At 41.8% G+C, this 25585-nt stretch carries 21 protein-coding genes; 3 read left to right on the top strand and 18 right to left on the bottom strand.

What is annotated here, in order from left to right; translation table 11 throughout:
* Positions 1 to 4 precede the first annotated feature (4 nt).
* The 7 genes from istB to CRN96_RS00075 all read right to left on the bottom strand — a co-directional run bounded on the left by istB (position 5) and on the right by CRN96_RS00075 (position 7998).
* Positions 5 to 730 (bottom strand): IS21-like element helper ATPase IstB, encoded by a 726-nt coding sequence (istB, locus tag CRN96_RS00105; protein ID WP_097037992.1) that lies wholly within the window; start codon positions 728 to 730, stop codon positions 5 to 7.
* A complete protein-coding gene (gene istA / locus CRN96_RS00100) occupies positions 727 to 2142 on the bottom strand; it encodes an IS21 family transposase (protein ID WP_342745128.1) in 1416 nt (471 codons plus the stop codon). The genes istB and istA (CRN96_RS00100) overlap by 4 nt, the downstream gene beginning before the upstream one ends.
* Positions 2143 to 2645: 503 nt before the next feature.
* Positions 2646 to 3539, bottom strand: a complete 894-nt coding sequence (locus CRN96_RS00095) for an NAD(P)/FAD-dependent oxidoreductase (protein WP_097037990.1) — start codon at positions 3537 to 3539, stop codon at positions 2646 to 2648.
* Positions 3540 to 3738: 199 nt separating this feature from the next.
* Positions 3739 to 4935, bottom strand: a complete 1197-nt coding sequence (locus tag CRN96_RS00090) for a 2-methylaconitate cis-trans isomerase PrpF family protein (protein WP_097037989.1) — start codon at positions 4933 to 4935, stop codon at positions 3739 to 3741.
* A gap of 19 nt (positions 4936 to 4954) precedes the next feature.
* Positions 4955 to 5398, bottom strand: a complete 444-nt coding sequence (locus CRN96_RS00085) for a tripartite tricarboxylate transporter TctB family protein (RefSeq protein ID WP_097037988.1) — start codon at positions 5396 to 5398, stop codon at positions 4955 to 4957.
* Positions 5398 to 6882, bottom strand: coding sequence for a tripartite tricarboxylate transporter permease (locus CRN96_RS00080; RefSeq protein ID WP_097037987.1), 1485 nt, complete (start codon positions 6880 to 6882; stop codon positions 5398 to 5400). The genes CRN96_RS00085 and CRN96_RS00080 overlap by 1 nt, the downstream gene beginning before the upstream one ends.
* Positions 6883 to 6894: 12 nt before the next feature.
* Positions 6895 to 7998 carry a type 2 periplasmic-binding domain-containing protein gene (locus tag CRN96_RS00075; protein WP_097037986.1) on the bottom strand — a complete coding sequence of 368 codons (1104 nt, stop codon included), beginning with the start codon at positions 7996 to 7998 and terminating at the stop codon, positions 6895 to 6897.
* Between the two features lie 166 nt (positions 7999 to 8164).
* Between CRN96_RS00075 and CRN96_RS00070 the strand changes: the two genes are divergently transcribed.
* The gene (locus tag CRN96_RS00070; RefSeq protein ID WP_097037985.1) at positions 8165 to 9034 is read left to right on the top strand and encodes a LysR family transcriptional regulator; all 870 of its coding nucleotides are present in this window, start codon (positions 8165 to 8167) and stop codon (positions 9032 to 9034) included.
* A 42-nt stretch (positions 9035 to 9076) separates the two neighbouring features.
* Here CRN96_RS00070 and tcuA read toward each other — a convergent pair whose 3' ends face one another.
* The 10 genes from tcuA to CRN96_RS00020 all read right to left on the bottom strand — a co-directional run bounded on the left by tcuA (position 9077) and on the right by CRN96_RS00020 (position 22787).
* Positions 9077 to 10573 (bottom strand): FAD-dependent tricarballylate dehydrogenase TcuA, encoded by a 1497-nt coding sequence (gene tcuA, locus CRN96_RS00065; RefSeq protein ID WP_097037984.1) that lies wholly within the window; start codon positions 10571 to 10573, stop codon positions 9077 to 9079.
* Between the two features lie 611 nt (positions 10574 to 11184).
* Positions 11185 to 12165: an HNH endonuclease signature motif containing protein gene (locus tag CRN96_RS00060; protein ID WP_097037983.1), complete on the bottom strand. Its 981-nt coding sequence runs from the start codon at positions 12163 to 12165 to the stop codon at positions 11185 to 11187.
* Positions 12166 to 13866: an AAA family ATPase gene (locus CRN96_RS00055; RefSeq protein WP_179647052.1), complete on the bottom strand. Its 1701-nt coding sequence runs from the start codon at positions 13864 to 13866 to the stop codon at positions 12166 to 12168.
* Positions 13867 to 14306: 440 nt separating this feature from the next.
* On the bottom strand, positions 14307 to 15416 hold the full coding sequence (locus CRN96_RS00050; protein ID WP_245844497.1) for an O-antigen ligase domain-containing protein: 1110 nt from the start codon (positions 15414 to 15416) through the stop codon (positions 14307 to 14309).
* 84 nt (positions 15417 to 15500) lie between these two features.
* Positions 15501 to 15785, bottom strand: coding sequence for a substrate-binding domain-containing protein (locus tag CRN96_RS00045; RefSeq protein ID WP_097037981.1), 285 nt, complete (start codon positions 15783 to 15785; stop codon positions 15501 to 15503).
* 79 nt (positions 15786 to 15864) lie between these two features.
* On the bottom strand, positions 15865 to 16539 hold the full coding sequence (locus CRN96_RS00040; RefSeq protein ID WP_097037980.1) for a hypothetical protein: 675 nt from the start codon (positions 16537 to 16539) through the stop codon (positions 15865 to 15867).
* Between the two features lie 34 nt (positions 16540 to 16573).
* Positions 16574 to 17425 (bottom strand): SAV1803-related protein, encoded by an 852-nt coding sequence (locus tag CRN96_RS13175; protein WP_179647051.1) that lies wholly within the window; start codon positions 17423 to 17425, stop codon positions 16574 to 16576.
* A 283-nt stretch (positions 17426 to 17708) separates the two neighbouring features.
* Positions 17709 to 19316, bottom strand: a complete 1608-nt coding sequence (locus CRN96_RS00030; RefSeq protein WP_097037979.1) for a TIGR04141 family sporadically distributed protein — start codon at positions 19314 to 19316, stop codon at positions 17709 to 17711.
* 331 nt (positions 19317 to 19647) lie between these two features.
* Positions 19648 to 21666 (bottom strand): acyltransferase family protein, encoded by a 2019-nt coding sequence (locus tag CRN96_RS00025; protein ID WP_097037978.1) that lies wholly within the window; start codon positions 21664 to 21666, stop codon positions 19648 to 19650.
* Positions 21667 to 22151: 485 nt separating this feature from the next.
* Positions 22152 to 22787 (bottom strand): GntR family transcriptional regulator, encoded by a 636-nt coding sequence (locus CRN96_RS00020; protein WP_097037977.1) that lies wholly within the window; start codon positions 22785 to 22787, stop codon positions 22152 to 22154.
* A gap of 189 nt (positions 22788 to 22976) precedes the next feature.
* On the opposite strand from CRN96_RS00020, the gene CRN96_RS00015 reads away from it, so the two are divergent.
* Positions 22977 to 23723 (top strand): SDR family NAD(P)-dependent oxidoreductase, encoded by a 747-nt coding sequence (locus tag CRN96_RS00015; RefSeq protein ID WP_097037976.1) that lies wholly within the window; start codon positions 22977 to 22979, stop codon positions 23721 to 23723.
* Positions 23724 to 23926: 203 nt separating this feature from the next.
* On the opposite strand, the gene CRN96_RS00010 is transcribed toward CRN96_RS00015, so the two are convergent.
* Positions 23927 to 24298, bottom strand: coding sequence for a pyridoxamine 5'-phosphate oxidase family protein (locus CRN96_RS00010; protein ID WP_097037975.1), 372 nt, complete (start codon positions 24296 to 24298; stop codon positions 23927 to 23929).
* Positions 24299 to 24537: 239 nt separating this feature from the next.
* Between CRN96_RS00010 and istA (CRN96_RS00005) the strand changes: the two genes are divergently transcribed.
* A partial coding sequence (gene istA, locus CRN96_RS00005) for an IS21 family transposase (protein WP_097037974.1) occupies positions 24538 to 25585 on the top strand: 1048 nt, incomplete at its 3' end.

The following is a 25585-nucleotide window of genomic DNA, read 5'->3' as shown; positions in this document are numbered from 1 at the left end:
CCACTTAATGTGATCTCGATAACGCGTGACTGAGGCGATAACTTTCACCGGTAAATGACAGCACGTGGGCATGATGGATGAGTCGATCCACCAGTGCGGCCGTCAGTCTGCCGTCCACAAACATTCTGTTCCATTGACTGAATTCCAGATTGGACGTGATGACCAGGCTTTTCTGCTCATACCACTCGGAAATGAGTTGGAAGAGCAGCTCAGAACCCTCTTTCCCGAACGGGAGGTAACCCATTTCATCCAGTACGATCAAATCTACTTTCTCAAATCGTTTTCTAAAGGCGGCGAGTTTCTCCTGACGTAAGGCGTGCTCTAATTGTTCCACCAGCTGGGCGACCCTGAAAAAGCGCACTTCATAACCGTGTTCGCAGGCGCTCCTGCCCAGCCCTGTGGCCAAGTGGGTCTTACCGGTGCCCGGCGCTCCGATCAAGACCACGTTCTCCCGGTTTTCGATGAAGGAGAGGCTTTGTAGGCCACCCGGATCGATATGGGCAGGGAACCGGATTTGGTCATGCCACTCATAATCCGATAAATTTTTGCCATCCAAAAATTTGGCTTTCTTGAGCAGCCGCTGGACTTTCGCCTCTTCCCGCAGTCGGAATTCTTCCGCAAAGATCGCTTCCAGAAACTGCTCGGACGATTCATAAGGCGTCTGGTCATATATGTCAGCGACATAGGCCAGACGCAGGGATTTGCACATCTCCCGTAATTGCTCACTCATGATGTGCCACCGCCAGTCTGTGCAGGTGCCAATGCATCGTAGTGTGTCCAGTCGACCCCATAAGGATCCTCTTCCGCTGTGGACAGTATGTCATAAAATTCCTGATTGATCTGTTTCATATCATGTGTCACCAGTAAATTGGCCAGTGTGTTCAAGCGCGCTTTCCGTAACTGGATATCTTCGACCAACAGGTAGTCTTTGACTCTCCCAGGCAAGTATTTCGTGTATCTCGAGTAGGCGATGACCCTGGGTTTATGGATCCATCCTTTGACGACGGTCTGCCATGGGATGGCCCGGCGTCGATTCATATAAGGGCGGTGGTCATCCGCCAGAATCTCTCCATCGTCGGTGACTGCCTTATACCGGTCCCATGTCAGCACGAGACGGAGCCGTGGATGGTTGGCGGCCCGGGGAATATGTATCCGGGTTTGGTCCAATGTCACTTCATTATACTTATTGACCCGACCCTCGATCGTTCTGAAGACAGGGTAGTCTGTGGTCGGCAGATGCAGCAGGTGGCGCTGTTCATCGTTCCAAAGTCTTTCAATGGGCACGTTTTTCTCATAATGCAGGCGCCCCCGGTCCTTCACCAGTTGGGTCTGAAGCATATCTGTCAGATGCTTGAAACTCTCGATCACAGGGGAGGCACTGAAGAAGTTGTACCGGACATAGCCAACTTTGTTTTCCACACTGCCTTTCTCATGCCCACTTCTCGGGTTGCACACCTGGGTCTCGAACCCGTAATGGTTCTGGAACTGGATGAAGGCATCCGTCAATTCCGCCTCGTCAAACCGGGACCGTGTTTTCTTCACGGCAGGCGTCAGATTATCAATCCGGATCTGTTTTGGCACACCGCCGCACTGATGGAATAATACTTTTAGCCCGTGCAGGAAACATTCCTGGTTCTCACCCGGCAGGGGGACGGCCACTGCGGCGTTACTGTAGGGGAACGACATGACCAGGGTGTGAACATCGACGAATTCGCCATCTTGAACGGTCTCCATCGTGCCGAAATCGACTTGGGCTTCCCCCGGCGGATGTTCCAGACGTTCATAGCCTTTATCCGGACTGTCTTCTGTACTGTGGCCGTGCCGCCAGTCGTCGATGAAGTAACAGACCGTGCGGTAAGAACCCGGGAACCCGTGGGCTTTCAGTTCTTCGAATATCTGTTTCTTGTTCCGTCTCAGCTTCCGTTTCAGCCTGCGGTCTTCGAATAGCCAACCGGAAACAATCTCTCCCCACTTTTCTTCATACATCATCCCGGTTTTCTTCGTCTGCTTTTCTTCCGGCAACTGATCTTCATCTGCATATTTCTTGGCTGTGCGCCAATTGATGCCCAGCGTTTTTTGTATTTCTGATATGGATAAACCTTTGGTGTTTCTCAAGTGTTTGATACAATTGATATCGGACATTGCTAGCATCCTTCCTGACCTCCACTGTGTTATTGATTCGACACCAATAACGGTAGAGGGACTTGGGGTGGCTGGCAAGTCCTTTTTTAATATCTGCACCAATTAAAGCAGTGCAGGACTCTGCATTTTCTCCCTGCAAAGCTCTGCACTTTCATTTTGCCATACACATCAAAAAAACAAATGTTTAACATCTTAATTTTTTAGTATGTTTCTTTTTCATTTAGAAATAAATTTATAAAGTTTATATAAGTTATGAGAAAGTACTTATACTTATTAAATAAGAAAAATCATATTGTAATAAGTATCCTATATATTGCAGTTATTTACAATATAAGTTTAATAATATCCTCTGATATTACATTAAAACAACTATTGTTAATTTAAGTTATGCAAAAGCTTTCTTATATAAAAGTTTTAAATATTCAAACATCCATCTACACAAAAAGTTAGTTTCAATAATATTTCAAAAGAAATAAGATTCTCCTCGAATACTTTAAGAAAAATTAAAATTCTTCCTTCATCAACCCGATCATCATGCTTTTCGCGACATCAGCACCGCTTGCGGCGGCATTAATCAGCTGGCTTGAAACACCTGTCTTCGTTTCACCGGCTGTAAATAGTCCCTTTACCGATGTTTCACCGACTGGGTTGGTCCTGAGTCCGCCGTCGTCTTCCCTGTCCGGACCGAGGGTCTCGAGAAATTCAAAGTCGGTTTCCCAGTTCATTTTGGCGAACATGCCTTCAACGACTTCACTCGTCCCGTCCTCGAATTCGAGTTTTTCCAGCATGCCGTCACTGCCCACCATCTTGGAAACTGGTGATTCGTTGTAGTCAAATCCTTTATTTTTAAGCATTGCCTTATCTTCATCATTCAGGAGGCTTTTACCGTCCGTGCAAATGATGAGGTCGTCGCTCCAGTTTGCGATCAGCATGACAAGGTTGCTTGTGGAATCTTCATCCGCCATGACCGCAATACGTTTACCTTTTAATTCGTAGCCATCACACCACGGGCAGTAGAATGCGGAAGTGCCATAGAACTCATCAAAATTCTCGATATCCGGCGTCTCCTCCTTAAGCCCTGTCGCAAGCAGGACCTGCCGGCTTTTGAATTCATCCAACTCCGTGGAAATGATGAAGTCCTCTCCGTCTTTATTGATATCTGTCACCCGGTCATTCGTGAGCGACACATTGTCGTATTTCAATACGTCTTTCCGTGCTTTTTCCCTGAATTCATAAGGACTGATGTCATCCTGTGTCAGGAAACCGTTCGACACCTCCGCCACTTTGTTCCTCGGCTCTCCTGCATCAATGACGAGCGTCTCCTTTAATCCGCGTCCGAAATTCAAGGCGGCACTGAGTCCTGCGGGTCCACCGCCGATGACGATTACATCATACATATTCATTCCACCTTCATTTATATTGTCGAAGCCTGACACTCACATCAGACTTTTGTAATTGAACCTGTTAAGTAAACCACATTCACATATATCTTCCCAATTCATGGGATAATCATGCACACTAAAATAAAAAAATCATATCCACCGTAAGATGAACATGATTTTTACTGGTTTTATTATTTTGTGGTTTAATGTCTGATCAGGCGAGCGTCTTATGATGACTCTCTTCTTCCTCGTGCACCGGCGTCTGCCAGAATATATTCTTTGAGACATAGGCATGGCCTTCCATCAGTCGCCTCGCGGTTCTGGCCACAGCGGTCTTGTGGAATGTCACTTCATCCCCTGAGTCCTCGATGTCTACGACGAACTTCATCTTCCCTGTCGGATGGCCGATCACTATGTCTTCGTCACTGTCTGCCTCACGACAGACATCATGGACCACCGTGCCTTTAAGCTGCGTGGCACTGGCCGTGCAGAGTCCACCGGTTACGGGATAGGCTTTGTGCATCTTCTGCATGGACATCGCCCGTGCGGTGATGCTGAGGTCTGCCTCTTCAATCACATCGCCTGACTCAGAAGTGTAATCCCTGCTTTCCGATACCATGATGACTTTTGGGGAAGACGGGGTCTTCACGACCGCTTCATCCGGATCATCGACGAAACCGAGCCGCTCTGCAGCGGTGCCGCGTATCTTCTCAAGCACTTCAAGATGCTCAACTGATAGTTCATGGCTCAGCTCCGTGCCTGTAAGTCCGAGGCTTTCCGACCTCACGAAGACGGCAGGTGTCGCAACATCGATAATGCTGACTTCGACATCACCGTAATTATCCAGCGTCATAAACTCTTTCCTCTGCCCCGTCGGGAACAGGGCGCCGGTCTTGGAGCCTGCCGCATCGATGAAGTCGAGTGTGATCTTCGCACCCGTGCCCGGCACACCGTCTATCGCATAGTCGCCGGTGATCGCAGCCTTGCCGTTCTGCACTGGCACTTCCGCATGGATTACCTTTTCTGTATTCGTATTGTAGATTCTGACGCGGGTTACGGGTTCCGATATTTCAACCAGCCCTTCGTCTATCGCAAAAGGACCGACACCGCTCAATATATTGCCGCAGTTGGAATTATAATCGATGATCCCTGTCTTCACATCGACCTGCCCGAATGTATAATCGACGTCCGCATCTGCTCTTCTCGATACGCTGATGATGGCGACCTTGCTGGTCAGGGAGTTTGCACCGCCGAGGCCGTCGATTTGCCGGTCGTCGGCTCCGCCGAACATCGATGAGATGACTCGGTCCCGCGTCGCAGGTTCCGACGGCAATTCGTTCTTCATTATGAATACACCTTTACTCGTCCCGCCCCTGATGATGACGGAGCGGATCTTTTCAAATTCATACATGTTTCCCTCTCCTTTTCTTCTATAGTCCGAGGAGACTCGCCGGCCACTCGATGTTGATTGCTGCGCTCAAATACGTCACGACGACAAGTGTGATGGCCATGGACAATAAAGATTGCATCACCTTCATACGGGATTCGTAGATCAGGAATACAAACAGGAATACCGCAGTCGAGATGATGAACCCGAAGACATATATCAAAATGAGGTAACCGATCACCCATCCGATATAACGCAGTGGCTTGAGTATCAATATATGCTCTGCACGTTCCTCCGCCGTCGTCTCCTTTTTATAATCGACAAGCGTCTTCAGAAGATACACGAGGGATAATGTCGAACCGGCGAGTGATATATACAAAGGGAAGAACTGTGCCAGCCGGGTGAAATTCAGCGCTTCTATCCACGCGAAGGTGAACAGCAGGAACATGAACCCGGTGAATATTATATTGGCCAGAGCTTTGTTCATCAGCTTTCACCTCCGCTTTCAACCTTTTGACTGAACCGCTTCATGATGGCGCCGCCTGTCAGGAGCACCAGGATGACCACCGCAAGGACGATCACCAGCGGATTCGTGATCCATTCCCATCCGTACCTTTCGATGGATATCCAGTAATACCTTTCCGCCGACATCGCAAGGACGAAACCGATGAGAAGCGGCGGCCTCGGCCAGTCGAGGATGGTCATGACGTAGCCGAACAGGCCGATGAGGACGAATACGACAAGGTCACCCCACGACAATGAACTCTGGTAGGCGCCGATGACGAGCAGCACCAGCAGGAACGGCACGATCAACTCGCCGCTGATCGTACTGAGTTTCGAAATCGGCCGGATGAGCATCAGGCACAGTATTGCACCGAAGATGTTGGCGAATACAAGTGTCCAAACTATCGAGAGCGTCACATCTAAGTTCGTTGTGATCATGGAAGGTCCCGCTTCAAGCCCCATCAGTGTGAGCCCGCCGAGCAGTATCGCCGTTGTTCCGCTTCCCGGTATGCCGAATAAGAGTGTCGGAATCATCGAGCCGCCCTCTTTTGCGTTGTTGGCACTTTCGGGTGCGATCACACCCCGGATATCCCCTTCACCGAAGGTGTTGTTCTTTACGGTCTTTTTACCGAAGCCGTAGGCGATCCAGTCGACGACGCTGCCGCCGAGTCCCGGTATGAAACCGATGATGACACCGACGACCGCACTCCTTGCCATCAGGAACTTGTTCTTCAGTGACGTCATCACACCCTGCAGGGCACCGCCTTCAAGCTTTGCCGCTTCAGTCACCTTCTTTTTATCCGTAAGCATCGTGATGATGATCGGGAATGCGAAGATGGCCATGGCAACGACCGGCAGTGACAGCCCCTGCGTCAAATACAGTGAGTCGAAAGTGTAACGGTATTCCGGCACCGCGGGTGCACTGCCGATTGCACCGAGCAGCAGTCCGACCAGGCCTGCAAGGATCCCTTTGAACACCGACTTTCCGGCGAGCAGCCCTGTCATGCTGAGACCAAGCATCGTCAACATGAACAGTTCCGGTGAACTGAATGCAGTGATCAAAGGTTCCGCGAACGGGATTGTTAAAAATAAAGCGATCCCCCCGATGACCCCGCCGACGAGCGAACTGAAGAACGCCGCCCCCATCGCTTTAGCGGCCTTGCCCTGCTGGGCGAGCGGATAGCCGTCCATGATGGTGGCCTGGGAGCCGGAGGTCCCGGGTATGCCAAGCAGTACGGAAGGGAAAGTGTCGCCTGTCTGTATGACGGCGACCATACCGATGAGTAAGGCGATTCCCACATAAGGGTCCATCCCGAAGACGAACGGCAGCAGCAATGCCATGCCCACCGTGCCGCTCAGCCCGGGCAGCAGGCCAACGATGATGCCGATTCCGATCCCTAAGAACATATAGATGAGCCGTGAGGGATCCAGTACGATCGTCAATGCTTCAATTGCGCTTTCTATCATAATGAACCCCTCCTAGAGCTCTGTAATATCCAGATCGTATTTTTCAAGAAGATAAGCCTGTATTAAATTTTTACTGCTGTCGGAAACGTTGAATGCTTCATCAATCTGCTTCTGCAGCGCATCACCCGTGAGGACTTCATAGCCTTCCAGTACGACTTCTGCATTTTCAATGAAATCCGCATCCTGTTTGATGCCTTCCGCCCCGTCCTGCAGGCGCGCAATCGATTCAACAGGTGCATCTTCATGGACCCAGATGACTTTATTCAAAGTATAAGCCGCGTTCACCATCTGCTTGTAGGCCTCCCAGACTTCACCTGTCGGTGCTTCGCCGTACTGGTCGATATAGACTTCCTCCACCGTCGGCAGTTCCGGAAACTGCGGGTCCCTGACAAGATTGCCGTTCTCATCAATCTGCCCGAGGCTGTACAGTGGTTCGGCAGTGCCGTTCTCCACGAGCGGCTTGACGTTATTGTTGTAGGCCGAGGTCGTCTGGTAGTCCAGGTTGCTCTCGCCCTGCTCGAATGCGACACGCGACGGGCCGCGCCCGCCGTAGCCGAGGACACCATGGAAATTGAGGTCGAGCACTTCATATGAGAGCAGTGTCACAAGGTCCAGTCCGCTCGGTGAAATGCCTGCATAATAAAGCGGCTCCTCGAAACTCGTCAGATCCTCCTTGAACTGTTCTGCTTTCTCCGGCGTAGAATAGACGACACCACCCATCGGCGAGCCGATGATCGGCTTCATACCTTTGAAGTCATAATCTACGGAAGACTGGTCCAGCATGTAAGGGATATGCGAGGAAGCACTCGATGTCAGCAGGTGGCTGCCGTCCTTCGGCTTCGCCTGCGCATATTCGTTTGTGCCGGTGATGCTCGCCCCGCCCGGAATGTTTTCCACCTGCACGAGCGGGTTCCCTTCCAGCTGGTCGGAGAAGTAAGGTGTGAAGAAGCGGCCGAATATATCCGTGCCGCCCCCTGCCTCAAAAGGCACGACGAAGGTCAAAAGATTGTGCCCGGCCGGTTCCTCTTCCCCGCTGCCGTTCGTAGTCAGCGGATTCAAGGCCATCAGCGCACCGCATAAAAATATTATAGATATCATCAAGAATAGTTTTTTCATATTTTCCATCCCCCCGAATGTTATAGACATATAGTAACCGCTTACATAACATAAGTGAAATATTGATATTTTATCCGATCCGATAAAATAATTTGATAACCTCATAGATATGCCCCATAATGGGAGTCGAATATACTAAATATTTAAAAAGTTCGGAGTGGAGTTCATGGATTATAAAGACTGGAACATGCTGAGCATATTATATGAAGAGAAGAACATCACCAAAACGGCGGAGAAGCTTTTCGTCTCCCAGCCTTCCTTAAGCTACAGACTTAAGAATCTGGAGGAGGAAATCGGCGCCGACCTCATCATCAAGACACGGAGCGGCATCGAATTCACCGCGGAAGGTGAATACCTCGTCGATTACGCCCGTGAGATGCTCAAGGAATTCATGATCATGAAGGACAACATCAATAATATGGAGGATGAAATTGCCGGCACACTGAAGATCGGCGTCTCGAGCAACTTCGCCCAGTATGTGCTGCCGGATCTGCTTAAAAGTTTTTCGCTGAAGTATCCGAAAGTCCGCTTCAACGTCACAACAGGCTGGAGCAGTATCATCTACAACGCCCTCTCGAAAGGCAACATCCACCTCGGCATCCTGCGCACGGACTACCCCGGCCATAAGCATAAGGTGCTGCTGAATAAAGAACCCATCTACATCGTTTCCCAGGAGAAACTTGATCTTAAGAATCTTCCTGGGTATAAACAGATCCAGTACAGTACCGACACTTCCCTCAAAACAATCATCCAGCGCTGGTGGGCTGAAACTTATTCCACACCGGCCACCATCGAAATGGAGGTCGACCGGCTGGAAACAAGCAAGGAGCTGGTGAAGCGGGGTCTCGGCTATACGATCGTTCCCGCCATATGCTTAAAAGAAGAAGACCGTCTGCACAAAGAGACGGTCCTGGATTCGGAAGATACACCGATCACACGCGATACGTGGCTGATGTACAATGCCGACTTTGAGCACCTGGCGATTGTGGAGAAGTTCCTCGAACATATACAGTCGTGGGGAAATATCAATCACTAAAAAAAGCGCGCTGTCCAAATGGACAGCGCGCTTCACTATCAATTAAATTCCTGCCGGCTGTTTTAAGTACTCTTTTACAAAATCCCCTGCCGTCCTGCCAAAGACGGAGCCGGACATAAGGCCTGAACCGCCCGGGTAGTTGTGGTGGAACAGGTCACCGACCATTTCCCCGGCCGCATAGAGACCGTCGATCTTCTCACCATTTTCATCCAGTGCTTCGGCACGCTCGTTCACTTTGACCGCACCGAATGTGAATGTGATGCCGCATGTGACCGGGTAGGCATAGAACGGTCCCTCTTCGAACTTCAGTGCCCAGTTCGTCTTATCGACATCCAAACCTTTAGTCGACTTGCCGTCCTTCACACCCGGATTGTAGTCGCCGTCCTGAACCGCCTCATTGTACCCTTTAATGGTCTGAAGGAAGTTCTCCTTAGCGACGCCCATCTTCTCAGCCAATTCCTCCACTGTATCCGCTTTGATCATCGTCGCCTCCTCCAGATCATACTCTTTCCTGAGCAGGTGCCTCACCTGGGAATCATAGATCTGGAACGCCTTTTGATCCGTCTGCTTCAGCGTTTCCTTACCGTATTTGGCATAAGTATAGTTCCTGAAGTCGAGCCCTTCGTCGACGAAGCGCTCACCTTCCACGTTCACGATCAGGCCTAAAGGATATGAGGACTTTTTATAAATGTCGCCGGGTTTACTGTAATCTCCAGTACGCGGTGAGTTGTAATCCGTCGTGTGCGCATGACAGCCGTCATACTGTCCCGCTTTCGCCGCACCGACTTCCAGTGCCATCGAAATCCCGTCGCCAGTATTGTACTCACTGCCGCGGACCACTGCATTTTCCCACTGCGGCCCCAGGTGCTTGGCGCGCTTTTCCTTGTTCGCCTCAAATCCGCCACATGCGAGTATCACAGAACGGCATTCCACAAGCACCTCACCATGTTCCTTACTGTCGACATGGACACCTGAAATCTTCCCATCCGTCTTTTCAACGGAAACTGCCGGCGATTCGTACCAGATGTCGATGCCGCGTTCCTCAGCTTTTTCAAACAATGCTTCCACAAGACCGATGCCTTTGTTCACCGTCTTGATCGGCAGGCCGCCCCAGAACACCTTTTTGCCATCACGCTCAAAGTACTGGTTTTCGTTGAGCTGAAATTCAACACCTTGTTCCTTCATCCAAAGAATCGTCTCATAGGACTTTGAACTGAGGTGGCCCGCCAGGGCCGGATCACTTTTCTCCTGAGTCACCTTCATGATGTCCCCGTAGTAATCCTCCTCCGTGTATTCCGGAAGTTCTATTTTTTCAAGCTCCGATTCACTTAAGCTGTCGATGATACGGCTCAAACCTTCCTTATCACCGTAGGCCGTACGGATCGCACCGTCCGTGAAGAAAGAGTTGCCTCCACGCTTATGCTTCGGCCCCTTCTCCACCATCAGCACCTTCAAACCATCCTCACCCGCACTCAGCGCTGCACTCAATGCGGCATTACCTGTACCCACCACTACTACGTCATAATTATAATTTGCCATTTTCATACCCCTCACTGAAATTGATAACTCAAGGATAGGATATATTCAGTGATAAGTGAAATACCGTATTTATATAGAGTATGATAAAAATATTTAATAACACTTGCAGTGCAGGCTTCCCCGAGCTCTTTTCCCACTAACCGAAATGAAAAAAGCAAGCCGATGGCCTACTCACTCAAAAAGTTCTTTCTTATCTTTAGTTTGAACTGTACTTTTTACCATAATATAATTTAACATTCATAATACGCAAATCAAATAGTCCTACTTCTCTAAAAGCGTTAAAAATAAAGACCAATAAGTAACTCGTTTATAAATATTGATTTTTATAATATATTATCGGTGGTATTAATTATCTATAGAAAGACCCACATCTATTGGTATTGGCAAACTTATTTAATAACCCTGTTTTTAAATTTTCTTCTTTCCTCCCGAATTACTTCAATAAAATGAGTCACTATCACAAAGAGTAATATGATTGGACTGAAATAAATGCACATAAAAAGGTAAATAGATTCAGCCTTTCCGATTAGTAGAAAGGTAAAATATAAAGAAATGAATTTAACAGTCTTAATGATCAAAAACATTTTGGTAGCTAACTTTTTAATAGTATGTCATCTATAAACTTTTGAAATAACATCAATATGTTCTAGTAATTCTTTTGTAAGTTTTGAGTATGGGGTGTTGAAGTAATACCTCTCATCATAATGTAATTCTAGCATTTCATAAATATTAAACTCAGTATTGCTATCTATAATTGATTTCTTCGTCTCATTTAAAAGCTTTACATACTCATTATTGTACCAATATTTTCGTTCTAGAATACTTTTTATTTTTGGTTGATCACTGTTGTATCGACTTTCTAACTTAAGAAGATCCAAAACCTCTTTTACAATTACAACTTTGATCTCTTCACTCAAATGAAGCTTCACTATGTCATTATACTCCATATTCTTATAATCAATTTTAAATTTAAAGTCCGCATTCTGAACATCAAATAAGGATACATATTCAGCTTTACTTTTTATGAAATTGCAAGTATGGCAAGAGGGCATTAAATTGAAAAAATGGATAGCTAAGTTAGGATGTTGCCATCTAGGTTTGATATGGTCAATGTCCATTCTACTTTGTACAGTATTGTCATACTCGATATACTCCAAAGAATTCTTATTACAATATGGACATACACTAATTCCTAGTACTTCTTTATACAATTTAAAAGGTAAATCACTTCCTCTAAAAAAGGTGTACAATGTCTCACCAGAAATCAGTTTTAATTTATTATTACATACTAATACTAAATTAATAAGAACGTTACTGCTACTAAGTTTGATTTGAAAATTTCTTTTCTCACTTAATTTTAGTGAAAATGCTTGATCAATAATGGTTTTCCGATTATCAACTAAAAATTTACGTCTATCTCTATTATTACTCAAATTATAGTCATCAGTAACTTGAACCCATAAATCAAAATAATTTATAATACTAATTATACGATTTAAGCTCCCATTGCGACTAAATAAACTTTCCAACCAATTAAAATATTCATCTTTGCATCTTTGTAATTGCTCTTCTTTAAAACTAATATTAATCATCTACTCATCCTTCATCCTTTGATTAAGCCATATCTGAAGTTCCTCCAGCTCTTCTATGTCCATGTTATCTATTTCAGGCTTTTCAAGTGATATTAAATATTTTGCTTTTAACATTCCTTTTATTATTGGGTCCGAAATATTATTAATTATAAACATCTTTTTCTTTACATCAAAGGCTTCCATAGACTCTATGAGCTCTGTAGCATATTCTCCTATCAAGCCTTTTAAGACAAAATCGTTAGATAAAATTTTGTTAAAATTGGAAGCAAAATACTTAGAAGCATCTTTTGACTTCTCTAAATTAATAACTTGCTTTTCAAAGAAATCACTTAGAATAAAAGGAGAATGGGAAGTAAAAATTAGTTGCTTATCTGTAATATTATACTTTTCAAAATGTTTATATATAAAATTAATAAATCTTCTACTTAACTCTGGATATAGGAATGCATCAATTTCATCAATCAGAATAACATCATGATTCTCTATATCCTTTTCAATTGATAATAGTAGTTGTATAACTTTTCTCATTCCTGTAGATTGTATATTATTACTAATTTTAATAGTATCACTAAACATCTTAGGTATATAAAACGCTCTTTCCTCTTTTAACAAGTCTTTTAAGGCAAAAGATAATGCTTCAGTAAATGGAATCTGAAAAATATAACTTCTTTCATTAAAATAAACTTTCTTTCTACTTCCAAGATTCCTTCTAATCTTTTGATACTTCTTTAGTACTACATCATAATTATATTTGTCTTTATCTTTATGTTGACCTCCTTCAAGCAAAATATCTTCCATGTTCGTGGTTTTGATCAATCTTATTTCTTTTTCAATTTCCTCAGTAAAAATTTTGGTAATAAATTCAAGTAATTCATTAAATTTTCTATTATAAATTTTAAAATTATTCTTTAATACCTCAGCATACAATGTCTCAGTGGAAACCCTAAAATCATCTAAAATCTTTGGATTTCTCTTCTTAATTTCCAAAAGAAGGTTGTAGATTATTTGAAAGTCCCATAAAATAATTAATTTTTGGTTATTAGGAAGTGTAGTAAAAGCAAGATTATTTTTTTCTTTTGATAGAAAAGGTGGAAAAAAGTTTTTAAAAAGATCATTCATAATGTCTTCATCCATTTTATTCCTATAACGGCCAAACATATTTTCAAAGACACCAATAACTATTTCCAAATCCTTTGGAAGTGGCATCATCTGTTGGTATTGTTTCTTATTATTATAAGTCTTCTCAATCATTTCTATTTCTGATTTTGAATCTAAGCTTTTTATATCCCCACTCAATGTAACTATTCTTGAAATTTCACGCTTCACTTCATTATCTTCTTTAGAAAAATTAGTTATATACTTATTGAAATGAAGATTAAAGCCTTTAAAAGAGTTTTTAATCAAGATTCTTGCATCATAATTATAAATAGGAGATTTTCCATTCATCTCTCCAAAAATTTTATTAGCTATTTTATCTTTTTTCTCTAACTCACTACTTGAATAAACACTATATATTTCATTTTTGTACTTGACAAAAACGATTACATCTCGGTGATACCTTTTAATAGGCTTGGTAAAATCCATGGCTTCTAATAAACTACTTTTACCAGAACCATTCCTACCAATTATCAAACTCTTATTATCTATATCATTATTATTTTCCACTTCTGAAAACTTAAATTCTTTATCATTCTTTTCCACCTTGTATGATTCGCTAAAATTAAATAATCTATTCTTAATATTATTTAGTTGACCTATGTATACAGCTACAATTTCGATAGCACTCTTCCCCTTTATCTTAAATACAACTACAAGAAAGATATATTAACCTAAACCTTTCACTCTAATTAATTATCTTTTTAGATTGATATCATTATTACTATAAATATCTTACTGAATATTTTATATGCTTCATTTAATTCGATAATACAAGCACCATGTAACCCATTATATTTAAACTATTTCTTTTCTTCTCTATTAATTTCACGTTGATATCCGCTTTGTAATAATTATCCTATATAAAGAAGTTATTTACAAATAAATTTTGATAATATTCGGAATTCTTTAATCATTAAAGCACTCTTAGTCTATGGTAAGAGTGCTTTAACTTTATTATTTTATTAGAAAATAGATATATCTTACTACTTAAATAATTCAATTAGGTAACTCGTCATCACAAACAACAGTATCACCGGGCTGAAGTAGACGAACATGAAGAGGTAATTATACTCCGTAAGGCCAATCAGGATAAACGTGAAGATGTACAGTGCGATATGGAATGTTTTGATTGACATCAACGCAATAGTCAATGTCCCGATAAGCAACACTGTGAATAGCACAGTGGTAATGATGCCGTACCGGCCGAGAGTATCCAAAAATATATTGTGCACATGGAGCAGTGATGTAAAGTCGATATACTCCCGCCCCTCACCGAACCATGACATATTATTCACTACATGCACCCAAGGCTCATATCTGCCTGAGGTGAGGTAATCCCAATCTACCCCATCAGACGTGATACTGCCACCAATGAAGAAATTGTATATCGGCCTGATGAATGCCATGAGCACACCTAAAAGCACGATACCGAGCACAATGAAGAATCTCTTCCTGTCACGCCCCGACCTTCTATATAAGTTGATGTAGATCAGCTGCAGGACGGTGACGACTACAAACACCGCAATCGCAGTCCTGCTTTCCGTAAGGGCGATCAGCAGCGCAAATGCCGGCAGGCCGTAATACAACATCGCCTTGTTATGCCTCGGCAGGAACATCAGTCCTGCAGTGTAAATCAAGACGAACGTCGCTCCGGTTTCATTCAGGACATGCGGCTGGAACAGCAGAGCCGGCAGACTGATCAAAGCTGCAAACACCATGATGGTGAGCAGCTCCCTCGGCAGCTTGAAGCAGAACATGATTGATAACATCACAAGTACGAGCGCTTCTGTCCAGACGAAATCCCGGTTCACGATCATACTTATGAAGATGCTGAATACGTACAAATTCCATATGATTATAAATAAAAACCTTTCGCCCTTTATATCAACCTTCGAATTTTTAAAGAGGTATGCCAGTATCACGATGAGTATCAGGATGAAGAACGGCGTCTGGTCCTGCCCGGTCATCAGTTCCTGAACACCGGCGAAATCCACCATGATGAGATTTGTAATGATGAAAATCAGGGTGAATATGAAAGTCAGTATAATGCCTTCGTTGCTTGAGAATATTCGCTTCATTTCCTGCATGTCCATAGCCGTCCACCCCGCCTTCATCGTTATACTATCATGTACCCGCTGACTTTATATAAGTAACCGCTTCAAAAATAAATAAACTTCTTACCGCTCCACAATTTTTCCCTTATAATTGTTCACCATCTTCACCTTACGGCCCTCGCCTTCGATATGTCTCATCAGCTGACGGTAGGCGTTCTGAGCAATCTCGTCAATCGGCTGGGCAATAGTCGGGATGCGGGGATTATAAACACCGGCAAGGGGGAGGTCGTCTATCGTGATCACTTTGTTCGCCTCATCTGAAATTGCTTCTTCCCTTTTAAAATCACCTGCAAACAGCGCTGTCGTATTGCTTGCGACTAATATAAAGTGTTGAATGCAAATAAGCACCTATATCATTATAGGTGCTTCCGCATTTCTATATAAAAGTTTCAAAAGTGGTCAACAACCCTTACAGCCAAATGACGATTTAATATACTACTTCTATTTTTTTAATGATGTTTTCTACTTCTTCATCATCGCCTGGATCAATCATGACTTGCTGAGGATTATCAATAATACTTTGGGTATACTCTTCCATTGTTTGATTTCTTTCTTCTTTTAAGTCTTCAGGAGTAGGCCAACGGGTGGGAACATCATATAAAGTAATGCTTCCATCTCCATTACTACTATAAAACACATTCCCTCCCGCTAGAAAATCTGTAAATAAATGCACGACATCTTCTGGATATTTGACGCTTTTACCTTCATATTGGCCAACTGGTTCTCCTGCGGAAATATAACCGACATTCAGTGTTTCGATATCTCTGTTGTTCACTACCTCCAGCCAGACACGGGCATATTCAATTTCAGCTACCGAATAACTGGCTAGCGGGTCATTTTCTTCTGAATCATTTGGGTCTTCAACTTGTTCAAAGTTATCGGTTGAAGCCGTATCCTGATTATTACTTTCATCTGATACGTTATCATTATTGTTAGAAGGGCTTCCATTGTACGTTTCTTCATTGGATTCATTTAATTCCTCATTAACCACAACTTTGTCATTGCTATCTGTACTGTTCATTTCAAGTGGATTTTCACAAGCAGCAATAAACACTGTTAGTAAAGTTATTATTAATAAGATAAAGGTCTTGTTTTTCTTCATACTTTTAACCTCCTCTTTTAATTTGATTAATAATTCATCTTTCCTCCTCAGACAGTCTGTCTATATATACTAAAAGTTCGGCGAGTATATCTTCTTTCATATAATTTTTCATCTTACTATCGTATTCCTCAAATGTAATCGACCTTTTTAATAGATCCGTTGTATTTCCATATTGTATCCGTACAGAATAGCAGGCATTGACTATCTCGTTTCTGGAACTCTTATTATGTAATTGCTTTGCAATCTCTATCCAACGGTCCCTCTCATCCAACCGGTGTTGCTTCCGCCGTTCTTCCCACATTCTTATTTGCTCTTCTTTTTTCTTTTTCTCTTCATAATAATCTTCTAGAGAGTAAAAGTAACTTTGCCCTAGAACTTCTTGCATCTCTTTTAATATGTCAAACGCCTTTTGAGGCTCTAAAAATGATTTATTATAGCACGCCTTCATCCAGTCTCGATTAGGTATTTTTCCATCAAGATACCATTCTTCAATAAGAACTTTTAAATATGTGACATATCCGGGATAACCAAACTCAAAGGATGTTTCTTTTGTTATCAGTACATGCAGAATGGTATGTTCTATCAAATCACAATATACCAACCTATCTTTCCTTTGGCTTTCAAAGGGGATATTATACTGCTTTACAAAGTTTTTATCAGATATTTTCAGCCATTTGATTTCATCTATATGATGGCAATATAGACCTTCCTTTGTTCTGGATGCTTTACCTCTCGTGATACTCTTTATTTCTCCATTTATAAATCGTTGGTATGAAGCTTCCCTAAAATAATCATCTTGTGCAGAACCATATTTTTGAAGTAGAAAATCAACCGCTTGTTCATAATTCTTAGATAATAAATCCAAGTATTCTTTATAATTATTCATTGATAATCACCTCTTAGCTTAGTTATTTAGAGCTGTGCACCAATTGCTACCTAACATCTTTTGTTAATATTTGTACTAATTAAAATAATACAAGGCTTTACGTTTCTAGGCTGTAAAAATCTGCACTTGTATTTTGCCCTGTGCGCTAAACTCATAATTTGTAATAGATAATTCACGGTATATTATCTTCTTTCTTAAATGAATATCGATATTTCATCCAACTTATCTGTAAGCTAAATCTCTAGATTAAATACGCTCTTTACCTTTTGGATATAAAAACCTCTTACTCTTCGGATTTTTGCTTATCTTCAACAATGTATCTAAGGCTGTTCAACTTCACTTTAAAAGCTAGGTTTCTTAAAGTGATAAAGCTATTAACCAGCACAATTTTTGAAAAAATAGGTAAATCAACGAAGGTATAATTTTCTGCCTTGAATAAAACACTATAAATAATTGTATAATCAGGAGGTTGAAAATTTGTTTCTGGGATTTTAAATTTCTCTTCATTTAATTTTTTATTCAACTCTTCTCTGAAATATCGATCATTAAGCAATAATTCAGCTGAAACTATGCCTTGCTGAAACAAATGACTTAATGTGCTAGAAGATGACCATTTTTTTACATGGATAAGTTCTTTATTGTCAGTTAAAAGGTCACAAGCTTCAATGCTTCTTCCATTATATGTAATAAAATCTTGATCAAGACACATAATGTCGTCTCTGTTTTCAGCTTGTTCCTGAAGATAATCACCCTCTTCTTTTTTATCACATATATCAAAATCTAATTCAAAATTATGGTCATTTTGCAGAGACTTAACCTTCTCGTTTATGGTATTTACATAATCTTGATTCACTTCATATATGTTACCTAAGAACAGTGTATAAGTACGGTCAAAACCAGGAACCTCTCCTGCTAAACACTTCTTTAAACTCCAAAGTAATATATCTCCGTTTTCATTATCATGGGCAAATATTTTTTTCTTGAGAAGAGATTGTGTTAGCTCGTTTATGTATTCTTCCTCTTCAATTCGTTCGCCTACTGTTATTAAACTTTTTAAATCATTTATATCCTCTACTCTGCTTCCTTTTTCAGTAAAAGAATAGGAATAATTATCATAAGTAGTGTCAAGATTAACAAGGTGCAACGAAGCATCTTCTTTTATGAAATCTTTAAATGCTGCTTTAAATATCTCATCTTTTAATACTTTATCTTTTATAGGCACCAGATTATCTATCCATTCAAATTTCTCCTTGTAAGCATCTTCATTATATTGTTTTTCAAGTTCTCTGATGATATTAACTATAAGTGTAACTTCAATTGGCTCCTTAAAAGATAATTTAATTGAATCTCCACCTACCGCATTTGCTTTTAAATTTAATATATTTATATTTCCTTCGATTCTCAATAAAAGGTCGCTATCAGTATTTATTCGTAAATCATTTAAATTCGTTTGACGAGAAGAACTGGAAAGATGACTAGTAATGAAATCACCAATTGCTGCAGTTTGTGTAGTCTTAATTGAATCAGCTTCTATCAAATTTAAAACTATCTTCCTGCCAAAATTCCTTACTATATAATCCTCATTAATCATGTGTCTGCCATGTCCAAAAGTTAAAATATATACTTTATTGTCTACTTCCAAAACTGCAATTGCTCTAGATGATTGGTTCTTAATATCTTTATCAAGAGCAGTGGCCAACATTTTTACATTATCGTACCAACCAGGCTCATTTTGATTGTTGTGACCAATGTATACTTTTCCTTTCTCATCAAGAGAATTAACATCATATGTATCATTTTCACTACCCAAATTCTTAAATGCTTCCTGGCTCTCAATTACATCGTCATAACTATAGGTGCTCTTGATTTTAAAAATAACCAATTCTTTCATAATGAATATGCCCCCTAAACTGTTATTAGGTAACTTTATTACCAACCACCTTACATTTTTTTGAATAATTAGTCAATAAAACCTTATTTAATCTAAACAATCCGTTAATTTTAAATAACTTTAGAGAAAATTTCACCTTGAAAGTTTTATCACTTTTTATAGTACTCTTGGATTTACTCAGCCTTTTGTGTAAATACGCCTACAACCATTAAAATCTCCAATTTATTTAGTAATAATCTTCTAATATAACGAAGACATTAAAAAAGGCCCTACATTGATAAATGCAGGGCTCCACTAGTATTTAAATATAATCTCTACCTAATAGTCATGCTCACTCCCCAAAACCCTCCAACGCTTTATCAATTTCTTCTCCTACGAACGGTGCCAGTGTTTCCGAATAGGTTTTCGTTATATGATGGTCATCTCTGTACACCAGGACGTTTCCTACTATAGGTTTACAGACGTCCACTTCACAGAATTTATCTGTCAGATCGGCATAATAGACATTGCTCAAATCCAATTCTTCCATGTCTTCTGTATAATCTTCCAGATCATTTTCAAGGTAACACCCTTCGTTTTCCACACCGTATTCTTCTATACATCCGGGTATGTCATATTCGACTCTCGGGTTATCCTTGATGGCGAAAACATTGATATCATTTTCTTCGAGCTCTTCCCATTTCTCTGCATATCCTTCAGGGATACCTTCCCATTCAGTGGCATCGGCCGTTGTGAATATAATATCGGGTTTCTCCTCCACCAATTCTTCCGTCACACCGTCGACCCATTCTTCGCATGTCTCCCGAGCCTCAGGTGTACTCACCAGATATGCTTCAGAAGAGAATCTGCAGTTGCCCTTTGTATAGTTCACTATTTTAGTATTGGTTTCCTCTGCGTAGATTTCCAAAGCAGGGAGCCAGTGTGTACTGTGGGAGCCGCCGACCAAGGCAAGGGTCTGGTCCGGATTTTCCGTTTCCCCGTATTCACACCTTATGACTTCCGTCTCCTCCACCTGCTGGTGGCATCCATCGTCGTAGCTTCTCGGCAGGTCGTCTTTTACATTGATCAGCTGTGGCAGGAAATCGACTTCCGGAATTTCGCTGAGATCACTGACGTTGGAATCAAACACCATTGCGCCGGGATACTCACTCATATCACTTGATTTGGCGCTTGCGAGACTGGTTTGCGCCTGCAGCTCATTGATATGGAAAGACCAGGCGCCGGCTAAGATGATTAACGGGGAAGCTATGCCAATGAGCACCAATGCCGTGTTGGGCTTGGACATCTCTTTTCTAACCCTGATCGGTTTTTCGACGATGTTGGTGGTGAGATACGAAAGTATGATTGCTGCCAGTATGATCGATACCCCGTGTATTATCGATACCGACTCATTCCCCGTAAAGTTGAAGTACAGTATCAGTAAAGGCCAGTGCCACAAATAAAAACCATATGATATCCCGCCGAACTTCACTAAAGGCTTTGAACCGAGTATTTGATATACACTGAGTTTGCCACCATTATTGCCCGCGAGCAGTATAAGTACTGCCGAAGCCACTGGCCATAAAGCTGCATAACCCGGGAACATCGTGGACACCTGCAGTATCAACCCGCAGCTGATCAATCCTATGAAGCCAACCCACCCGAATATGAAACTTGTAGATTTATTCAAAGTGATGTTGCCGATGATTAGAAATAAAATCCCCCCTGTTGCGAATTCCCACACCCTTGCGAAAGTATCAAAATATGCCCAGGGCTGGTTGACGGTCGTGATATAAACCGAGTAGCTTAAAGAAACGATGAATAAAGTGATCAATATGGTGAATAACGACTTGCGCGGCGCAATCCTCATTATCCTTGCGATGAAGACCGCAATGATCAATACCGCCGTCCAGATGATATAAAACTGGAACTGAGTGCTCATCGCCCAGAAATGCTGGACCGGACTCGCAGCGTTGTTCTGTGCCAGATAATCCACCGAGTTGAAAGCAAGCATCCAGTTTTCAAAGTAAAACATTGCCGCAAGTATTTCCCTGAGAGTGTCCGTCCACTGCGACTGCGGTAAAAATAAAAAGCTCGTGATCAGAATAAATAATAATATCGCAAAAGCTGTTGGAAACAGCCTCTTCCCAAGTTTCAAAAGATAGCCGATTACATCAATACTGCCGTTACGTTCATACATGCTCAATAAAGATGCAGTGATCAAGAATCCTGAAACGACAAAGAACACATCCACGCCGCCGGAGACATTTCCGAGCCAAATATGATAAATCGCAATCAAAATCGCAGCTACCGCCCTTACCCCTTCAATCTCCGGCCTGAACTTTCTTTCTGGTATTTTATATAAATCCATTGCTTCCCCTCCATCCCCTGATATGTAGGACATCACTTCAAAAAACCTAAAGATTTTTATGAGGTCTGGGAGGTTTATGCGGATGTGGAATATGTCTTTCCATTAGCTCACTCGGTACTGCCAGAATGGTCTAACAGAAATGTAAGCCCTTTCATTAAGATGGAATTATTATACCACGTTCACGGAAATAAATATTCAATAATACTTATTTTTTTAGAAATATTTATTCGAGAGAATAAAGGGAGCTGGAGGAAGTATACTGAAAATACGGAAACCATAACTGTAGCTCAATTTATCCTTTTGTTGTCATCCTGTCTCTTGTCTAAAATATGTATATGAAAAAGAGCGTGATCCCCACAAATCAAATTGTGGGCAACACGCTCATAATCTTAAGCATCACTATCAGCTGCCACCGTGAGGAATCTTAAACTCTCTTATCTGATAGTTGCTCCCTCATTAATATCATTTGTCTCGAGCTTTTTCGATTATGATGGTAAAAAAGATGAAAATGTTGTTTCAGTTATTTCTTCAATTGCTAATTCAAAATTCAATTCTTCTATTGATTTGATAAATTTCCTAAGTGATTGATGATATTGATTAATTTTATTAGGCGTCCATTTTGTCTGGGCAGCTACTTTGGTTATCATTGCAATTTGAGAATAGAATCGTACAGATGCCGTATTTTTAGAGGCTTCAAAGAACAATCTCAGCAAATCTTCTGCACTGGTTATATAGTTAAGAATTTGCATCTTATCATGGTATATCTGCAATATTTTTACGCGTCTTTCAAATTCATCATGTACATCGGCATTCCACTTATCTTCACAGTCCTTAACCGCTTTTCTTAAAAGAACAACTAAAATTTCTATATAATCATTAAGCTCTTCGTCACTGATGGTCCGGACCGTGACGCCACGCCTGGGCAGGCGTTCCAATATATTATCCTTCTGTAAAATATAAAATGCCTCTCTGACAGGAGCATGGCTCACTTGGAGTTCCTGGGCAATCTCAGATTCTTTTAAACGTTGTCCTTGTACCAATTCCCCTGAAAAAATCCGGTAGAGCAATAACTCTGCTATTTGAATCGGTAATGGATTATCTAGCACTTTACTTTTAACCATCTTTCTTCTCCTTATAAATATTACTTAAACTATTATATCGAAAACTCAAATCCTTTAATATCGTGTTGTCTGAAGCACATCATTTTACAATATTATCGATAATCTTATATAATTATATATGAAATGTGAATACATGTACTACTTTTATATTCACAATTATTAATAATATTAATTAAAGGAGACTGAATTATGGGACGTTTGGATAATAAAGTTGCAGTAATTACCGGTGCTGCTGGTGGAATGGGCGCATCACATGCAGAATTGTTCATTGAAGAAGGTGCAAAGGTGGTTGTCGCCGACTTTAATGCTGAAGCAGGAGAGGAATTTGCTGAGCAATTAGGAGAAAATGCAGCATTTGTGAAGATAGATGTTTCAAGCGAAGATGACTGGAAAAATTTAGTTACAAAGACAGAGGAATTATTTGGCCCTATTAATATCTTGGTTAACAATGCAGGGATCACCAATTACGAGTCAGTTCAGGATATAGATTATGAAACGTATCAAAAAATGATGAAAATTAATGCAGATAGTGTGCTTCTAGGAATGAAATATGTGCATCCTTCCATGAAGAAAGGAGATACAGGTTCAATCGTCAACGTTTCTTCACTTGCCGGGATGTTCAGTCTTCCAAATTTAGCTGCATATACTTCCTCAAAATTTGCAGTTAGAGGTCTCACTAAAAGTGCAGTGTTGGACTTTGGTAAAGACAATATTCGAGTAAATGCCATTTTCCCCGGTGTGATCAGAACTGCGATTACAGAGCAGGAGGACACTAAGAAAGCAATTGCAGAAATGGTGAATAAAATTCCTTTGCAACGCATTGCAGAGCCAAAAGAAATATCTAACCTGGTTCTGTTCTTCGCTTCAGATGAGTCATCTTATATTAGTGGGGCTGAAGTCGTCATTGATGGTGGACTCACTGTTTCTTATGGTTAATTATAGATGTAATGGGTTCTACACTTTAAATAATTGATAAGTAATGGTGTCAATATAATACAGAAAAACATCCCTTAAGGCTGATAAAAATATTGAATTGCCTTAGAACGATTTAAAATGCAATGAGCTATTACCTCCTATGCTTACAGAAATCTGTAGGCATAGGAGGTTTTTTAAGAGGTGGCAGCGTTTGCGTCCTGCCGCTACTCCCCCACCAGCTTCACTTTCAGTGCCATAATCTTAAGCATCACCATATCAGCTGCCACCGTGAGCGGCCCTTTCTCCTGTGCTAGCCAGTCGATGATCTCCCGGTCGGTCACCACTTCGGTTTCGCCCATGATTTCCAGATGATTGTCACTCTGCTCGTCACTGCCCAATGTGATTTGGACCAAAGGGTTGTGTTCGATACCGCTTATAATTGGGGAATTCTTTTCTGTTTCGGTATATAGTGCATAATCCTTTATATAGTAAGTCATATATTCGCTGACTGTGGGACTGGATGACGTCGACATGGTGCCTACTTTGGACGTATGGAGAATCAAATCAATCTCGTCCATCAATTTTTTGGTTTCCATCTATATATCACCTCTTATTTTAAAAAGTAGCCTCTATTGGTTGAAGAAGCAATGAGAAGTTTAGAAAATAAAAACCATATCCTCATGAAATCACTTTTAAATTAGAAAATCCTCGCTCATGTAAATTTAATAAGTCATTGTAAATGGCAGTATTAAAATGTAGGAAATCGGCAATTGAAAATTGTTGATTGACCTACATTTTTTGTATGCTTTTCTTATGACATCGAAGGAGGATATTCATGAGAAAAGACGTACGTGAAGGAGTCAGGAAATTTATGAACGATGGTATCAAACCCAACTTTGCCGCATTGGCCCGGCAGTATGGCTGCGATTACCGGACGGTGAAAGCCGCCTATGAAGCAGAGACACAGTACCCAGAGAAGAAAAAACGGGTGAAGAGAAAAAGTAAGCTGGATGAATTTAAACCGATCATCCATGACAAACTGGAAATCCAGTGCAGCGCGTATAGTATATTTAAATTCATTGAAAAGAAAGGCTATGATGGGAGCTACAGTCTGGTGAAACAGTATTGTCGGAAGGAGAGACGCACACGGCAGAAGCAGGCCACAGTACGCGTGATCCACACACCCGGTTTAGCGGGGCAGGTGGACTGGAAAGAAGACATGACTTTAATCAGCCGGCACGGCGAGATCTTTCGTTTCAACATATTTTTATACGTCCTGTCGTTTTCCCGCAAGAAATATATTACATTGACTTTTGATCGACATCAGGACACCTTGTTTGAATGTTTGGACGATGCCTTCCACCACACTGGCGGCGTACCGGGGGAAATCTGGTTTGATAATATGCGGACTGTGGTGGATCAATCCAGCACACAATATAATAAGGTCGTGTTCAATCAACGGTTCTACGCATTTAGTAAGGATGCCGCCTTTCAGCCCATTGCCTGCCGGCCATACCGTCCCCAGACCAAAGGGATGGTCGAGGCACTGGCACGGACGATGGACCGGCTGCGGGTCTATAACCATGAGTTCGATGACAGTGTGGATTTGATACATATCGTTCATGATTTATGTCACGCGCTCAATACGGAAGTCTCCCAGGCGACCGGTGCCATCCCCGACGCACTGTGGCTGGATAAAGAAAAAGAGCACCTACATCCACTCCCTGAAGACCTGTTAAAGCCGTACTTTGAAGACCAATTGACGAGAGTGGTCTCCAAAGAGGCAATGGTTCAGTTCCGTAAATGTAAATACTCTGTAGATCCCCAGTATATTGGAAAGACGGTCGAAATTGAACTGTCGGATACTGAGGATGACATACACA

Source organism: Salinicoccus kekensis (genome assembly GCF_900220995.1).
Lineage (GTDB): Bacteria > Bacillota > Bacilli > Staphylococcales > Salinicoccaceae > Lacicoccus > Lacicoccus kekensis.
Note: the sequence above shows the minus strand (reverse complement) of the source record. Positions and strands in the feature narration are given on the sequence as shown.

What these genes read in the sequence shown, in the direction of transcription:
- istB (WP_097037992.1), bottom strand. Translation starts at nt 730, where the DNA reads ATGAGTGAGCAATTACGGGAGATGTGCAAATCCCTGCGTCTGGCCTAT.
- istA (WP_342745128.1), bottom strand. Translation starts at nt 2,142, where the DNA reads ATGTCCGATATCAATTGTATCAAACACTTGAGAAACACCAAAGGTTTA.
- CRN96_RS00095 (WP_097037990.1), bottom strand. Translation starts at nt 3,539, where the DNA reads ATGTATGATGTAATCGTCATCGGCGGTGGACCCGCAGGACTCAGTGCC.
- CRN96_RS00090 (WP_097037989.1), bottom strand. Translation starts at nt 4,935, where the DNA reads ATGTATGAATTTGAAAAGATCCGCTCCGTCATCATCAGGGGCGGGACG.
- CRN96_RS00085 (WP_097037988.1), bottom strand. Translation starts at nt 5,398, where the DNA reads ATGAACAAAGCTCTGGCCAATATAATATTCACCGGGTTCATGTTCCTG.
- CRN96_RS00080 (WP_097037987.1), bottom strand. Translation starts at nt 6,882, where the DNA reads ATGATAGAAAGCGCAATTGAAGCATTGACGATCGTACTGGATCCCTCA.
- CRN96_RS00075 (WP_097037986.1), bottom strand. Translation starts at nt 7,998, where the DNA reads ATGAAAAAACTATTCTTGATGATATCTATAATATTTTTATGCGGTGCG.
- CRN96_RS00070 (WP_097037985.1), top strand. Translation starts at nt 8,165, where the DNA reads ATGGATTATAAAGACTGGAACATGCTGAGCATATTATATGAAGAGAAG.
- tcuA (WP_097037984.1), bottom strand. Translation starts at nt 10,573, where the DNA reads ATGGCAAATTATAATTATGACGTAGTAGTGGTGGGTACAGGTAATGCC.
- CRN96_RS00060 (WP_097037983.1), bottom strand. Translation starts at nt 12,165, where the DNA reads ATGATTAATATTAGTTTTAAAGAAGAGCAATTACAAAGATGCAAAGAT.
- CRN96_RS00050 (WP_245844497.1), bottom strand. Translation starts at nt 15,416, where the DNA reads ATGGACATGCAGGAAATGAAGCGAATATTCTCAAGCAACGAAGGCATT.
- CRN96_RS00040 (WP_097037980.1), bottom strand. Translation starts at nt 16,539, where the DNA reads ATGAAGAAAAACAAGACCTTTATCTTATTAATAATAACTTTACTAACA.
- CRN96_RS13175 (WP_179647051.1), bottom strand. Translation starts at nt 17,425, where the DNA reads ATGAATAATTATAAAGAATACTTGGATTTATTATCTAAGAATTATGAA.
- CRN96_RS00030 (WP_097037979.1), bottom strand. Translation starts at nt 19,316, where the DNA reads ATGAAAGAATTGGTTATTTTTAAAATCAAGAGCACCTATAGTTATGAC.
- CRN96_RS00025 (WP_097037978.1), bottom strand. Translation starts at nt 21,666, where the DNA reads ATGGATTTATATAAAATACCAGAAAGAAAGTTCAGGCCGGAGATTGAA.
- CRN96_RS00020 (WP_097037977.1), bottom strand. Translation starts at nt 22,787, where the DNA reads ATGGTTAAAAGTAAAGTGCTAGATAATCCATTACCGATTCAAATAGCA.
- CRN96_RS00015 (WP_097037976.1), top strand. Translation starts at nt 22,977, where the DNA reads ATGGGACGTTTGGATAATAAAGTTGCAGTAATTACCGGTGCTGCTGGT.
- CRN96_RS00010 (WP_097037975.1), bottom strand. Translation starts at nt 24,298, where the DNA reads ATGGAAACCAAAAAATTGATGGACGAGATTGATTTGATTCTCCATACG.